The organism is Nocardioides sp. (assembly GCF_047606145.1).
GTDB lineage: Bacteria > Actinomycetota > Actinomycetes > Propionibacteriales > Nocardioidaceae > Nocardioides.
Genome location: NZ_JASGET010000107.1, coordinates 1 through 13,373 on the forward strand (window position 1 = coordinate 1; position 13,373 = coordinate 13,373).

Here is a 13,373-nt window from a genome sequence, read left to right on the forward strand (position 1 = left end):
AGATCTCATGCTGGTCCTCCACGGACAAGCGAGCAGGGCGGTCAGCCACCGGCCGGCGGTTCATCGGGAAGCCTCACCACACACCCGCTGCAATCAGCGCCGACACACGGATGGTGCACCAATGAGCAGTTCTCGGGATCCGGATGACGCCTCACCGCCGCCGGCACCGCTGCCGCAGGCGCCACCCATCGACCCCCGCACGCGTCCGCCGCAGCCGGTGCGGGACGGTTGGTGGGCGGGCGACGCGGTGCTGGCCTGGGTGATCTTCGCGGCCGACGTGGTGCTCGCCTTCTTCCTGTCGGTCGCGTTCGGCATCTTCACGCTGGTGGACGCCGCCAGCTGTCAGGAGGGAGAGAGCTGTGGTGGCCGGAGTGGGGCGATCTTCCTGCCGTGGCTGGTGGTCGCGGTGCTCGGCGTGGTGCTGGGGTATCTGTCGCGTCGCAAGGTGGTGATCTTCTGGATCCCGCTGGTGGTTGGTCTGGGGACCCTCGGCTGGATCTCCTACGAGCTGCACCAGTGAGGTCGCCCGGTTGCCGCGACGCGTCCCTGTGCCGGCCAGGCTCACTCCCGTTCCGGCGGGACCAGCCCGGACTCGTAGGCCAGCACGACCGCCTGGACGCGGTCGCGCAGGTCCAGCTTGGCCAGGATGCGACCCACGTGGATCTTCACGGTGTGCTCGGAGAGGTAGAGGTCGGCGGCGATCTCCCGGTTCGATCGGCCCCGGGCCATCAGCCCGAACACCTCGCGTTCGCGCTCGGTGAGATCCGCGATCACCTCCGGCCGGGCCATCCGCGCGGGAGCTGACCGCTCGGCCGGCGCGGCCTCGCTCCGGTGGGCGTCGTCGCCCGGGAGGGAGGCGAACCGGTCGACCAGGTGCCTGGTCGCCGCCGGGGCGAGCACCGCCTCGCCCCGGGCGATGGTGCGGATCGCCGCGACCAGGGTCTGTGGGGCGGCATCCTTGAGCAGAAACCCGCTGGCACCGGCCCGGATGCCGTCGAAGACGTGCTGGTCGAGGTCGAAGGTGGTCAGGATCAGGACCCGGCTGGCGGGATGGTCGGCCACGATCCGGGCGGTCGCGGTGATGCCGTCGGTGCCGGGCATCCGCACATCCATGAGGACGACGTCCGGGCTGAGCTCGGCGATCAGGGCGAGTCCCCGGTCGGCATCGTCGGCCTCGCCCACCACCGTCAGATCGGGCTCGGCGTCGATGACCAGCCGCAGCCCCATCCGCAGCAACGGCTGGTCATCGACCAGGATCACCCGGATCATGCACTCGTCCCTTCGTCGGTGGCTTCAGGGCCGAGTCCATCTCCAGCCCCGACGTCAGCTCCATCTTCAGCCACGACCTCAGCCTCGACCTCAGCCATGACCTCAGCCCCGGGCAGCGGGATCCGCGCCTCGACCCGCCAGCCCGACGGCGTCCGCGGCCCGGACCTCAGGTCACCCTCGACCGCGTGCACCCGAGCATTCATCCCGGCCAACCCGCGGCCCGGTCGCCAGTCGTGGACCGGGCCCGTCCCGGCGCCGTCATCGGTCACGGCGAGGGTCACCGCGTCCGGCGAGAACCGGATCGTGACGCCTGCACGCGCCCCGGCGGGTGCGTGTTTGAGGGTGTTGGTGAGTGCCTCCTGGACGAGCCGGTAGACGGCGAGCTCGGTCTCGGCGGCGAGCTGTCGCGGCGTCCCGGTGACGGTGAGGTCGACAGGTAGGCCGGTCGACCTGACCTGTTCGACGAGCGCGTCGAGATCGGCCAGCCCGGGCAACGGGCTGCGGGACTCGTCCGGCCCGCCGACCGTCGGCGCCGAGCTGGCACCGTCCGGACCCTCCAGCGCATTCGCACCATCCGGATCCCCGGGTCGCTCCGGAGCGCCGAGGACGCCGAGCAGCCGGCGGGTGTCGCGCAGTGCGTCCCGGCCGGTGGCCGAGACCGTGCCGATGACCTCGGCCGCCTGTGCGGGGTCGGTCCCGACCAGCCGGCCGGCGCCGTCGGAGAGGGCCACCATGACGGTGAGGTGATGGGCGACGATGTCGTGCATCTCCCGCGCGATCCGGGCGCGCTCGGCGGCCGCGGCCAGCCGGTTGGTCTGGTCACGCTCGTGCTCCAGCCGGGCCGCCCGCTCGACCAGTTGGGCGACGTACGCCCGCCTGGTGGCGGAGTACAGCCCGAGACCGACCGCGGCGGTGACCATGCCGGTCAGCAGCACCAGCAACAGGAGCTTGTTGCCGTGCAGCACCAGCACCGCCGCGACGGTGCCGACCTCGACCGCGATGGCGGCGAGCAGCGCCTGGCGCCGAGGGCGGTAGGCGGCCACGGTGTACAGCGCGATCGGCAGGGCGAAGTTGGCGGCCAGCGCGATGTCCCAGACCCCGGCCGCGATCGTGGCCGCGAAGACCACCAGGAAGATCGGGACCGGCCAGACCCGGCGCAGCAGCAGCGGCAGGTCCAGGACCAGGACGGCGAGCACCGCCACCCAGTGCGGCGAGGGCTCGTGCCGGGTGAAGTGGGGCATGGCGAACGCCAGCGCCACCACCACCACGAAGACGTCGAGGACCCACGCACGCGCGGGGCGGGTGAGTGGGTCCACGACGTCGATTATCGACCGTGCACGCGGCCTGGCTCAGGCGTCGCGTCGGCGCAGCTGCCAGGCCGCGGCCGCGACCAGTACGACGGCGTACCCGCACAGCACGGCGAACCCCGTCCACGGCGCCAGCGTCTCCTCGCTCATCGAGGAGCCGAACAGCGCGCCGGCGGCATTGCTGGGCAGGTACGGCGAGATGGCCGAGTTCCACGAGTCGGGCAGCAGGCTCATCAGCGGCGGGACCACGAAGAAGACCGCGACGAACGTCGAGATCCCGGCGGCGGTGTTGCGCAGCAGGGTGCCGATGGCGAGCCCGATGACCGCGACCACCGCGATCGCCAGTCCGGCACCGACCACCGACCGCAGCGCACCGTCGGCGCCCAGCCCGACTCCCAGGCCATGGCCGTTCAGGATCGCCTGGCCGAGCAGGAAGGCGGCCAGCGTGGCCACCAGCGTGACCACGAACGCGACGACGAAGGTGATGGTGACCTTGGCCCACAGCACCGGCAGGCGCCTCGGTACGGCGGTCAGGGTGGCCCGGATCATTCCGGTGGCGTATTCGCCGGTCATCAGCAGCACCCCGAGGACGCCGATGGCCAGCTCGGCGAAGGTGAGGCCGCCCAGACTGATCGCGATCGGGTCGAAGGTCGCCCGCTCGGCCGCCGTCATGGTGTCGTAGGCGCCGCCTCGCAGGGCGCTGATCAGCGCGCCGAGGCCGACGATCAAGCCGCTCGCGATGAGCAGGGTGATCAGCGGTGAGCGCAGCGAGCGGAACTTGGTCCATTCCGCGCGCAGCACCCGTGCCTGGGTGACGCCCACGCCCGCCGTGGCGCCGCGGCCGCCGGGCGCCGCGTCGACGGAGGCGACGGAGGTGGTGGAGGTGGTGGGGGTGAGCGGCGCGGTGGGAGAGGTGCTCATGCCGCCTCCGTCCGGTACTCCACGGCTTCGTCGGTCAGCTGCATGAAGGCCTCCTCCAGGGATGCGCTGCGGGCGGACAGCTCGTGCAGCGGCAGCCGCGCCCGCCATGCCACGTCGCCGATCTCGGCGGCGCTCAGGCCGGAGACGTCCAGCACACTCGGCTCCGGACTCGTCACGGTGACGGTGGGGCCGAGCAGCAGGCGGCGCAGCTCGGTGGCCTCGGGGGAGCGGACCCGCACGCTGTTGCCGCCGGCCATCGCGATGAACTCGGCGACGCTGGTGTCCGCGATCAGCCGCCCGCGACCGATCACCACCAGCCGGGACGCGGTCTGGGACATCTCGCTCATCAGGTGCGAGGAGACGAACACGGTACGGCCCTGCTCGGCCAGCTCGGTGAGCATGGTGCGGATCCACCGCACGCCCTCGGGGTCCAGGCCGTTGACGGGCTCGTCGAGCACCACCGTCTGCGGATCGCCGAGCAGGGCGGAGGCCACCCCGAGGCGCTGCCCCATCCCGAGGGAGAAGCCACCGACCCGCCTGCGGGCCACGGCGCCCAGCCCGACCTGCTCGATGACCTCGTCCACCCGGCGCCGACCGAGCCCGTTGGTCTGTGCCAGCGCCAGCAGGTGGTGGCGCGCGGAGCGGCCGGTGTGGACCGCCTTCGCCTCCAGCAGGATGCCGAGCTCGCTCATCGGGGCAGGCGCGTCGCGGTAGTGCTTGCCGTTGACCCGCACGCTGCCGCTGGTGGGCTCGTCCAGGCCAGCGATCATCCGCATCGTGGTCGACTTCCCGGCACCGTTGGGCCCGAGAAAGCCGGTCACGGTGCCCTCCGCCGCGGTGAACGACAGATCCTGTACGGCGACCTTCTCGCCGTACCTCTTGGTCAGGCCCTCGGCCTCGATCATGGGTGCTCCTTCCTCGACGTACCCTGTGCGCGGCGGGCCTGGTGGGGCGCGCCGGTCACCCTCGACGCTAGGCAGCGGCCAGGTAGTCGCACATCGCTCCGCAGGACTGTTCTCCGGCCGCGACCGCTCTCGGGATCGGGTGCGGGTAGTGCCACGGGACTAGGGGATCGGCGCCGGGGTGATGCGGGCGATGGGCGATGCGTCGACCCGTGTGCGCCGCACGCCGCTGCTCGCGCGGGCTACCGTGGCACCATGGCCGATCTGCACGATCTGAGCGCGCTCGAGCAGGGTGAGCTGGTCCGGCGTTGTGAGGTCTCGCCCGCCGAGCTCGCCGAGCACTATCTCGACCGGATCGACCGGCTCGACGATGTCGGTGCCTTCGTCACGGTCGCCGAGCGACGCATCTCCAGCTGTGCCCGGAGGCTCGCGGCCGGGCCGATCGGCGACTCGCCGCTGTTCGGCGTGCCCACCGCGATCAAGGACCTGAACCTCACCGCCGGGGTGCGGACCACCTTCGGCTCCGCGGCGTACGCCGACTTCGTGCCGGAGGTCTCGGACAACGTCACCCTCGCGATCGAGGCGGCCGGGATGATCAGCCTCGGCAAGACCAACACGCCGGAGTTCGGCTCGCCCTGCTACACCGAGCCCGACGTCGCGCCGCCGGCGGTGACCCCGTGGGACCGGACCCGGATCGCGGGCGGTTCCTCCGGCGGGGCCGCGGCTGCGGTGGCCGCCGGGCTGGTGCCGGTCGCGCAGGGCTCGGACGGAGGCGGGTCGATCCGGATCCCGGCGTCCTGCTGCGGTCTGGTCGGCCTCAAGCCCACCCGGGGCCGGATCTCGGCGGCACCGACGTACGGCGACCCGATCGGCCTGTCCACGGCCGGCTCGATCGCCCGCACGGTGCGGGACGCGGCGGCGCTGCTCGACGTGCTCTCCGGGCGCCGCGCCGGTGACCCGTACTGGGCGCCGCCGCCGACCGGGACGTTCCTGGAGGCCTGCGAGCGGCCGATCGGCCGGTTGCGGGTGGCACGGTTCCTCACCCCGCTGATCGCCGAGGTGCCGGTGGCCGCGGAGTGCGCGCGGGCCTGGGAGGAGGCCTCGGCGCTGCTCGCCTCGCTGGGGCACGAGATCGTCGACATCGATCCGCCGATGCCGGCCGAGGCGGTCCCGTGCTTCGAGACCGGCTGGGCGGTGCTCACCGCGCTGTCGGTGACCCCGCTGCCACCGGCGAGACGGGAGCTCGTCCGCCCCCTGACCCGCTGGCTGACCGAACGCGGCGAGGCGGTCTCCGGACCCGAGTTCGGGCTGGCGATCGGCGCGATGCGGCGCTTCGCCGCCGCCGCGCTGACCGCGCTGGCGCCGTACGACGCCGTGCTGACCCCGACGCTGGCCACCGTGCCGCCGAAGGTGGGGGAGCTGCGCGACGACGCCGACCCGGCCGCCGACTTCGCCGCGCAGAAGGCCTTCACCCCGTGGACCTCGGCCTGGAACGTCACCGGGATGCCGGCGGTCTCGCTGCCGCTGCACTGGACGCCCGACGGCCTGCCGGTCGGGGTGATGCTGGCGGCCCGGCCGGCCGAGGAGGAGCTGCTGCTCGGCCTGTCCGCCCAGATCGAGGCCGCCGCGCCCTGGGCCGACCGGCGCCCGCCGGGCTGGTGACCCGGGCTGGGGATCGGGGCTGGTGAGCCGGACTGGGCCCGGGCCCGGTCGGGGCCCGGGCCGGGCCCGGTGGGCCCATCAGTCGCCGATGCCGCGGGCCCTGAGCGCGTCGCCGGTCTCGTGGGCGCGGGCGACGACGCGGATCACGAACGGTGTCAGGTGGGCGCGCGGGGAGCGATCCAGCCCCCGGGCGCGCGCCGCATCACGGGTCTCGCGGGCCAGGGTGAGGGTGGCGGGCATCGCCTGGATCGCCAGCCCGAGGGTGAGTCCGACCCGTTCGGGGTCGACGCCGACGTGGCGCAGCGGCCCACACCAGCGCACGATCGCGTCCAGCATGGCCGTCACCGGAGTCGTCGCCGAGCAGGTGAGCGCGAGCAGCGCGAGCGCCACCAGGTCGAGCAGCGACTCGGTGGCCCGGGCCAGGGAGAAGAGCCACCACTGCAGCACGGCCACGATCAGCGCGACCACGAGGACGACACGCAGCGAGCGCAGCACCGGCCGCGGGTCGAGCCGGGCGAGCAGCAGCAGCGCCACCGCGATCGCCAGGAAGCCGACCGAGGTCCACGGCCCCCGGACCAGCACGATCGCCACGCTCAGCCCCGCCAGGCCGGCCAGCTTCGGCCCGACCGGCAGTCGGTGCAACAGGCTGGTGCCCGGTCGGTAGACGCCGACGGTGAGACTCATCGCGCCACCGAGTCCCGGTAGTCCTTGATCGCGGCGTCGGCGGCGCCGTCGTACCGGAGGGTGCCCTCCTCCACGACCAGCACCCGGTCGCAGCCGGCGACCAGCTCGAGGTCATGGGTGACCAGGATGAGCTGTTGCGGCAGCGAGAAGAGCACCTCGCCGATCATCCGGCTGTTGCGCAGGTCGAGCAGGGTGGTCGGCTCGTCGCAGACGAGCACGTCGGGCTCGGTGGCGAGCACTCCGGCCAGCGCGAGCAGCTGTCGCTGACCGCCGGAGAGGGCGTGCACGCTGACCTCGGCGCGATCGGCGAGCCCGAAGCGGGCGAGCGCCTCGAGCGCCGTACGACGCCGGTCGGCGCCGCCGACCCGCCGGCGCAGGGAGAGCTCCACGTCCTCGACGCAGGTCGGCATGACCAGCTGGGCGGCCGGGTCGGTGAAGGTGAACCCGACCCGTCGTCGCACCGCCGCGCCGTGCCGGGCGACGTCGAGGTCGTCGACCAGGACGCGGCCGGAGGTGGGGGAGACCAGGCCGTTGATCAGCCGGGCGAGCGTCGACTTGCCGGATCCGTTGCCGCCGATGATGCCGATCCGCTGCTCGGTGAGGGTGAGCTCGACGGGGTGCAGCACGGTGACCGGGTCACCGCCGGGAGTCTCGACCTCGACGCCCGCCCGATCGAACCGGATCCGTGCCACCTGCTCAGCGCTTGCGCGTGGTGCCGAGCAGCGCCGGGAAGGCGCGGTGCACCTCGGCGGCGACGATCGCGGCGACGGCGGCCTTGATGCCGTCCCCGAGCCAGAACGGCGCGTCGAACCCGGCAGCGGTGTGCAGGTCGACGTGCAGCACGATGCTCATCCCGAGGATCCCGGCGGCGTGGTTGAGGAGCACGCCGACCGCGCAGGCGAGGAAGACCGAGAGCGCCGAGGTACGCCGACCCCGGACGACGTACTTCACGCCGAAGCCGACCACCAGCGCGACCAGCGGGAAGGACCACAGGTAGCCGGCGGTGGCACCGGTGAAGACTCCTGGGCCCGCGGAGTGCTCGGCGAAGACCGGCAGACCGGCCAGCCCGAGCAGCAGGTAGACGATCACCGCCAGGGTGCCGCGCAGCGGGCCGAGCAAGGCCCCGGTGAGCATGATCGCGAACGTCTGCAGCGTGATCGGGACGCCGCCGCCACCGACCGGGATCGCGGCCAGGTAGGAGCAGACCGCGATGAGCGCGGCGAAGGCGGCGACGAGCGCGAGGTCGGTGGTGCTCAGCCGGCTCCTGGTGCTGCTGAGCTCGGACTGGTCGGTCATCACGGCCATGGCCTCTCCCTGAGGATCGCGAACCTGAACACTGGTCAGGTGAACGGCGTTCAGGTTAGGGTCGACGGCGCAGGTCGTCAAGCAGGGGCGTCGAACGCGAGGAGGCGACGGGGTGCGCTATCACCGGACCGACGTGGTGGACCGGGCGTTGCGGGTGCTCGACGAATACGGGCTCGCCGATCTCACGATGCGCCGGCTCGGCACCGAGCTGGGCGTGCAGCCCAGCGCGCTCTACCACCACGTCGCGAACAAGCAGGAGCTCCTGGCCGCGGTGGCCGACGAGGTGCTGGCGCGCGGGCCACGCCGTTCTCCGCTCGCGGCATGGGATGCGCGCGCGGAGCAGATCTGCGTCGAGCTGCGCGAGGCGATGCTCGCCTACCGCGACGGCGCCGAGCTGGTCGCGGCGGTCCGCGCGTTCGGCCTCGGTGCCCGGGCGCCGTACGACGAGCTGACGACCGCGCTCGCCGGGGCCGGTCTCGACCCGGACCTCGTCCCGGTCGCGGTGGCCACCCTGCTGCACTTCGTGTTCGGCCACACCCTGGACGAGCAGACCCAGCTGCAGGCCGCCTCGGCCGGCGCGGTGGCCGAGGAGCCGCGCGAGACCAGCGACTTCGCGCTCGGGCTGGCGCTGGTGATGGCCGGCATCCGGCAGCAGGTGCCGGCCGCTGACGGCCTGCGCCGCTGACGGCCTGCGCCGCAGGCGAGCGGGTGCTGCGGAGTCAGCGGTCGCTCATTCGTCGAGGTGCGCCGAGAGGCGCTCGCACTCCGCGATCAGCCGTGCGCGCAGCGGCGCCGCACGCACCGCGAAGCGATCCTGCTCCTCGGCATAGGTCCGCTTCCCGGCGGCGGTCTCGATCGGGATCGGCGTCCACTCCGCACCGGTCGGATCCAAGACGACGCCCGTCATGTCGTACGGCGCCGCGCGCATGTCCAGGATCCGGATCTCCCAGGCCAGCTCGAAGCAGTCGGCGACCAGGTCCGAGCAGATCAGCGGGCCGAGCCGGAAGGCATGCTTGTAGAGGTCCATGTTCGCGTGCACGCAGCCCGGCTGCTCGAACGCCGGCCGGTCGCCCGAGCCCGGCCGGAGCGTGTTGCGCGGCGCCGCCGCCGGGGTGAAGAAGCGGTAGGCGTCGAAGTGCGAGCAGCCGATCCGGTGGGACTCGACCACCGCATCGGTGCCGGCCGCGCCGAGCCGCAGCGGCTGCGGGTGCCGAGTCCCGGTCTCCTCCACGCGGTAGACCATCGCCCACTCGTGCAGCCCGAAGCAGCCCAGGTTCGCCGGACGCGCGGCGGTCGCGGTCAGCAGACGACGCAACGGGCGCAGCAGCGGGAGCCGGGTCTGCAGATACGCCCGGCTCACACTCACCGTCCCGGCCTCGTCCGCGGGGGCGTCGTACCCCGTCAGCGACGCGTACGTCGACCCCTGGGCCAGCCCCACCCCGAAGCCGGGATGCCAGCGCAGCAGCTGGCTCGGGCGGTGCGCGTAGTAGCGGAACACGAAGTCGTGCACCGGGTGTCGCCGGCCGGCCCGCTGGCGTGCCAGATGCGGCTCGACGTAGCGCCGCAGCCGCTGCCGGTGTGCCGCAGACCGCATCTCCCACTCGGCCCGGGACAGCACCTCCACAGCACCCGATCGTAGGCCGATAGGCTCGCCCGGTGCGCATCGCGAGATTCAGTGTGGCGGGCCCGGGCCAGGGCGACCCCCAGTTCGGCGTGGTCACCGGTGAGCTCGACGAGTACGGCCAGCCCGAGGAGGGTGCGACGGTGGTCGCCCTGGCCGGAGACCCGATCTACGCCGGGATCAACCTGCTCGACGAGGTGCACCGGCTCGAGGACGTCCGCCTGCTCGCCCCGGTGCTGCCGCGCAGCAAGGTGGTGGCGATCGCGCGGAACTACGCCCGGCACGCCGCGGAGCTCGGCAACGACGTGCCGGCCGAGCCGTTGTTCTTCCTCAAGCCCAACACCAGCGTGATCGGACCGGACGAGGCCATCCTGCGGCCCCGGGCCAGCGAGGAGCTGCACTACGAGGGCGAGCTCGCGGTCGTCATCGGCCGGATCTGCCGCGATGTGCCGGCCACCGCCGAGGACGTCGCGGCGGTCATCCACGGCGTCACCGTCGCCAACGACGTCACCGCGCGCGACCTGCAGCGCCGGGACGGCCACTTCACCCGGGCCAAGGGCTTCGACACGTTCTGCCCGCTCGGACCCTGGATCGAGACCGACGTCGACCTGGCGCGGATCGCCGAGGGGTTGCGGATCCAGGCGTTCCGCAACGGCGACGTGGTCCAGGACGGCAGCACCGCCGACCTGATCTTCGACATCCCGACGCTGGTGGCGCACGTCTCGAGCGTGATGACGCTGCTGCCCGGCGACGTCATCCTCACCGGCACTCCCGAGGGTGTCGGCCCCATCGAGCCCGGCGACGAGATCGAGGTCTACGTCGCGGGCATCGGCTCTCTGACGAACAAGGTGGCAGCCCGATGACCAGCCCCGTACGCGTCCGCTTCTGCCCCTCGCCGACCGGGTCTCCGCACGTCGGCTTCGCCCGCACGGCGCTCTACAACTGGGTGTTCGCGCGGCAGCACGGCGGCACCTTCGTCTTCCGGATCGAGGACACCGACAAGGAGCGCTCGACCGAGGAGTCGTACGACGCCATGGTCGGCGCCCTGCGGTGGCTCGGCCTCGACTGGGACGAGGGACCGATCGTCGGCGGGCCACACGGTCCCTATCGTCAGTCCGAGCGCACCCAGCTCTACCGCGACGTGCTGGCCAGGCTGGCGGCCTCCTCCTACACCTACGACTGCTTCTGCACCACCGCGGAGGTCGACGCGCGCCGGAAGGCGTCCGGCTCCAAGATGCAGGGGTACGACGGCTTCTGCCGCGAGCTCTCCGCCGAGCAGCGGGCCGTCTTCGAGGCCGAGGGGCGCCCCTCGGTGGTCCGCTTCCGGATGCCCGACGGCTCGATCACCTGGGACGACGCGGTGCGCGGCGAGGTCACCTTCGAGACGCGGCACGTGCCCGACTTCGCGCTCTGCCGGGCCAACGGGGATCCGCTCTACACCCTGGTGAACCCGGTCGACGACGCCCTCATGGAGATCACCCACGTGCTCCGCGGCGAGGACCTGCTCTCCAGCACTCCGCGGCAGATCCCGCTGCACCGGGCGCTGGTCGATCTGGGGATCTCGAAGGCGGTGCCGCGGTTCGGTCACCTTCCGCTGATCATGGGGGAGGGCAACAAGAAGCTGTCCAAGCGGGATCCGCAGGCGCATCTGTTCGCCTACCGCGACGAGGGCTTCCTGCCCGAGGGGCTGCTCAACTACCTGGCGCTGCTCGGCTGGGCGATCGCCGCCGACCGGGACGTCTTCGACCTCGAGGAGATGGTCGAGGCGTTCGAGATCGCCGACGTGAACCCGAACCCGGCGCGCTTCGATCTCAAGAAGGCCGAGGCGATCAACGCCGCGCACATGCGGATGCTCTCGGTGGAGGAGATCACCCACCGGGTCATCCCGTTCCTCAAGCGCGACGGCGTGATCTCCGACCCGGTCGGCGACGCCGACGCCCAGTTGCTGGAGGCGGCGATGCCGCTGGTGGCCGAGCGGATCAACAAGCTCGCCGAGGCCAGCGGGATGCTGGGCTTCCTCTTCGTCGATGAGGACTCCTTCGGCCTCGACGAGGCCGACGCGGCCAAGCTCCTCGACGCCGACGGTCTGGCCGCCGTCCGGGCGTCGTACGACGCGCTGGCCGGTCTCGAGCAGTGGTCGACCGCCGAGATCCAGGCGTCGCTGCAGGCGGCCCTGGTCGACGGACTCGGGCTCAAGCCGCGCAAGGCCTTCGGCCCGGTACGGGTCGCGGTGACCGGCAAGCGGATCAGCCCGCCGCTCTTCGAGTCGATGGAGCTGCTCGGCCGCGAGCGTAGCCTGGGCCGGCTGCAGGCAGCGCTGGGCTGAGGCAGTGACGGCGTTGGCCGAAGGAGGCAACGGGGTCCTCGAGCCGTCGGCCGGGCTGACCTACGAGCGGCTGCACTGTGCGGGCCGGGACGGCTGGTGGCGCCCGGTGGTCGGTGCGATCAGCCTGATCACGCTGCTGCTGGTGGTGGGCCCGGAGGTGATCGGGATCGGCTTCGCGGCCTGGTTCGCGATCCGTGGGCAGGACGTCGACGCGAGCCTCGACCGGCTCGGCGACACCGCGCACGTCACCCCGTCGGTGCTCGCCTATGTGAACCTCACCCTGGCGATCGCCATCCCGATCACCGTCCTGCTGACCCGATATCTGCACGGGATGTCGCCGGGCTGGTTGGTCTCGGTGGTCGGCAGGTTCCGCTGGCGCTGGTTCGCCGGCTGTCTCGGGCTGGCGGCGGTGACGCTGGTGGCGACGCTGATCGTCAGCTCGATCGTGCCCGCCGACTCCGAGACCGACCTCGGTGGCCAGGTGCACAGCTTCACCGCCACCACTCTCGACTTCGTCCTGGTCATCGTGGTGTTGACCCCGTTGCAGGCGGCCGGAGAGGAGTTCCTCTTCCGCGGCTACCTGATGCAGGCCTGCGGCGGGGTCATCTCCTCGCGGATCGCCACCGTCGTCGTACCGGCGGTGCTCTTCGCCCTGGCCCACGGCACCCAGAACGTGCCGCTGTTCTTCGATCGGCTCGCCTTCGGCCTGGTCGCCGGCATCCTGGTGATCGTGACCGGTGGGCTGGAGGCCGGCATCGCCATGCATGTGCTCAACAACTTCGTCGCCTACGGCCTGGCGCTCGCCTTCGGCAGCATCTCGGACTCGCTCAACTCGACCACGGCGAGCTGGTGGAACATCCCGGTGACCCTCACCCAGTCCCTGCTCTACCTCGCCCTGACCTGGTGGGCCACCCGGCGGCAGGGGATCGTCCGGGTCACCGCGTGACCCGGACACCGGCGAGGCCCGATTTCGCCCCCGGCGCGGGTCGCCTGTAATGTTTCGGTTCGGTTCGAGCGCCGAACGCGGAGCTTCGGACCGCATCGACTACAAAGTCGATGGGGTATGGTGTAATTGGCAACACGACTGGTTCTGGTCCAGTTATTCTAGGTTCGAGTCCTAGTACCCCAGCGAGTCGATCGCTCGGTCGAGTCAGCGCGACGAGGCCGGTCATCGATTTGGGCAGAGACCCGCCGGTCGGCTAAGGTTTCTGCTCGTTGGCCGCAAGGCCAACACCGTGCAACATGTGTTGCCAGGCCCCCGTTGTGTAGCGGCCTAGCACGCCGCCCTCTCACGGCGGTAGCGCCGGTTCGAATCCGGTCGGGGGTACGCGAAGCGAAAAGTGGCCCTGACCTGCAGAGATGCAGGTCAGGGCCAC

At 72.0% G+C, this 13,373-nt stretch carries 14 protein-coding genes and 2 tRNA genes; 8 read left to right on the forward strand and 8 right to left on the reverse strand.

Annotated features, from left to right (window positions below; translation table 11 throughout):
* The first annotated feature begins 121 nt into the window (after window positions 1-121).
* Complete coding sequence (locus QM638_RS13675) at window positions 122-520, forward strand: hypothetical protein (protein ID WP_415142577.1); 399 nt, start codon at window positions 122-124, stop codon at window positions 518-520.
* Window positions 521-561: 41 nt separating this feature from the next.
* Here QM638_RS13675 and QM638_RS13680 read toward each other — a convergent pair whose 3' ends face one another.
* The 4 genes from QM638_RS13680 to QM638_RS13695 are packed head-to-tail and all read right to left on the reverse strand — an operon-like array spanning window position 562 to window position 4,402.
* Window positions 562-1,269: a response regulator gene (locus QM638_RS13680; RefSeq protein ID WP_415142579.1), complete on the reverse strand. Its 708-nt coding sequence runs from the start codon at window positions 1,267-1,269 to the stop codon at window positions 562-564.
* Entirely contained in the window at window positions 1,266-2,585 is a 1,320-nt protein-coding gene (locus QM638_RS13685; protein ID WP_415142581.1) for a sensor histidine kinase, read from the reverse strand. The genes QM638_RS13680 and QM638_RS13685 overlap by 4 nt, the downstream gene beginning before the upstream one ends.
* 33 nt (window positions 2,586-2,618) lie before the next feature.
* Window positions 2,619-3,497, reverse strand: a complete 879-nt coding sequence (locus QM638_RS13690; protein ID WP_415142583.1) for an ABC transporter permease subunit — start codon at window positions 3,495-3,497, stop codon at window positions 2,619-2,621.
* Entirely contained in the window at window positions 3,494-4,402 is a 909-nt protein-coding gene (locus tag QM638_RS13695; RefSeq protein ID WP_415142585.1) for an ABC transporter ATP-binding protein, read from the reverse strand. Before QM638_RS13695 ends, QM638_RS13690 begins: the two co-directional genes overlap by 4 nt.
* Window positions 4,403-4,654: 252 nt before the next feature.
* Here QM638_RS13695 and QM638_RS13700 point away from each other — a divergent pair, with 252 nt between their 5' ends.
* Window positions 4,655-6,061 (forward strand): amidase, encoded by a 1,407-nt coding sequence (locus QM638_RS13700; RefSeq protein ID WP_415142587.1) that lies wholly within the window; start codon window positions 4,655-4,657, stop codon window positions 6,059-6,061.
* Between the two features lie 78 nt (window positions 6,062-6,139).
* Here the strand turns inward: QM638_RS13700 and QM638_RS13705 are convergent, their stop codons facing one another.
* Genes QM638_RS13705 through QM638_RS13715 form a run of 3 tightly spaced genes read right to left on the reverse strand, consistent with a single transcriptional unit; the run spans window position 6,140 to window position 8,050 of the window.
* Window positions 6,140-6,745, reverse strand: coding sequence for a CbiQ family ECF transporter T component (locus QM638_RS13705; protein WP_415142589.1), 606 nt, complete (start codon window positions 6,743-6,745; stop codon window positions 6,140-6,142).
* Window positions 6,742-7,437 (reverse strand): energy-coupling factor ABC transporter ATP-binding protein, encoded by a 696-nt coding sequence (locus QM638_RS13710; protein ID WP_415142591.1) that lies wholly within the window; start codon window positions 7,435-7,437, stop codon window positions 6,742-6,744. Before QM638_RS13710 ends, QM638_RS13705 begins: the two co-directional genes overlap by 4 nt.
* Before the next feature lie 4 nt (window positions 7,438-7,441).
* A complete protein-coding gene (locus QM638_RS13715; RefSeq protein WP_415142593.1) occupies window positions 7,442-8,050 on the reverse strand; it encodes a biotin transporter BioY in 609 nt (202 codons plus the stop codon).
* 112 nt (window positions 8,051-8,162) lie between these two features.
* Here QM638_RS13715 and QM638_RS13720 point away from each other — a divergent pair, with 112 nt between their 5' ends.
* Window positions 8,163-8,735 carry a TetR/AcrR family transcriptional regulator C-terminal domain-containing protein gene (locus tag QM638_RS13720; RefSeq protein ID WP_415142595.1) on the forward strand — a complete coding sequence of 191 codons (573 nt, stop codon included), beginning with the start codon at window positions 8,163-8,165 and terminating at the stop codon, window positions 8,733-8,735.
* A gap of 45 nt (window positions 8,736-8,780) precedes the next feature.
* On the opposite strand, the gene QM638_RS13725 is transcribed toward QM638_RS13720, so the two are convergent.
* On the reverse strand, window positions 8,781-9,674 hold the full coding sequence (locus QM638_RS13725; protein WP_415142597.1) for a 3-methyladenine DNA glycosylase: 894 nt from the start codon (window positions 9,672-9,674) through the stop codon (window positions 8,781-8,783).
* Window positions 9,675-9,706: 32 nt separating this feature from the next.
* On the opposite strand from QM638_RS13725, the gene QM638_RS13730 reads away from it, so the two are divergent.
* The 5 genes from QM638_RS13730 (at window position 9,707) to QM638_RS13750 (ending at window position 13,324) form a co-directional block, all read left to right on the forward strand.
* Window positions 9,707-10,534 (forward strand): fumarylacetoacetate hydrolase family protein, encoded by an 828-nt coding sequence (locus tag QM638_RS13730; RefSeq protein ID WP_415142599.1) that lies wholly within the window; start codon window positions 9,707-9,709, stop codon window positions 10,532-10,534.
* Window positions 10,531-11,997: a glutamate--tRNA ligase gene (gene gltX / locus QM638_RS13735; protein WP_415142600.1), complete on the forward strand. Its 1,467-nt coding sequence runs from the start codon at window positions 10,531-10,533 to the stop codon at window positions 11,995-11,997. Before QM638_RS13730 ends, gltX begins: the two co-directional genes overlap by 4 nt.
* A 4-nt stretch (window positions 11,998-12,001) precedes the next feature.
* A complete protein-coding gene (locus QM638_RS13740) occupies window positions 12,002-12,943 on the forward strand; it encodes a lysostaphin resistance A-like protein (protein WP_415142602.1) in 942 nt (313 codons plus the stop codon).
* Window positions 12,944-13,054: 111 nt separating this feature from the next.
* Window positions 13,055-13,126, forward strand: a tRNA-Gln gene (locus tag QM638_RS13745).
* 125 nt (window positions 13,127-13,251) lie between these two features.
* Window positions 13,252-13,324, forward strand: a tRNA-Glu gene (locus QM638_RS13750).
* The last annotated feature ends 49 nt before the right edge of the window (window positions 13,325-13,373 follow it).

Excerpts from the sequence above, each read along its gene's own strand:
- QM638_RS13675 (WP_415142577.1), top strand. The coding sequence starts at position 122 with ATGAGCAGTTCTCGGGATCCGGATGACGCCTCACCGCCGCCGGCACCG.
- QM638_RS13680 (WP_415142579.1), bottom strand. The coding sequence starts at position 1,269 with ATGATCCGGGTGATCCTGGTCGATGACCAGCCGTTGCTGCGGATGGGG.
- QM638_RS13690 (WP_415142583.1), bottom strand. The coding sequence starts at position 3,497 with ATGAGCACCTCTCCCACCGCGCCGCTCACCCCCACCACCTCCACCACC.
- QM638_RS13695 (WP_415142585.1), bottom strand. The coding sequence starts at position 4,402 with ATGATCGAGGCCGAGGGCCTGACCAAGAGGTACGGCGAGAAGGTCGCC.
- QM638_RS13700 (WP_415142587.1), top strand. The coding sequence starts at position 4,655 with ATGGCCGATCTGCACGATCTGAGCGCGCTCGAGCAGGGTGAGCTGGTC.
- QM638_RS13705 (WP_415142589.1), bottom strand. The coding sequence starts at position 6,745 with ATGAGTCTCACCGTCGGCGTCTACCGACCGGGCACCAGCCTGTTGCAC.
- QM638_RS13715 (WP_415142593.1), bottom strand. The coding sequence starts at position 8,050 with ATGGCCGTGATGACCGACCAGTCCGAGCTCAGCAGCACCAGGAGCCGG.
- gltX (WP_415142600.1), top strand. The coding sequence starts at position 10,531 with ATGACCAGCCCCGTACGCGTCCGCTTCTGCCCCTCGCCGACCGGGTCT.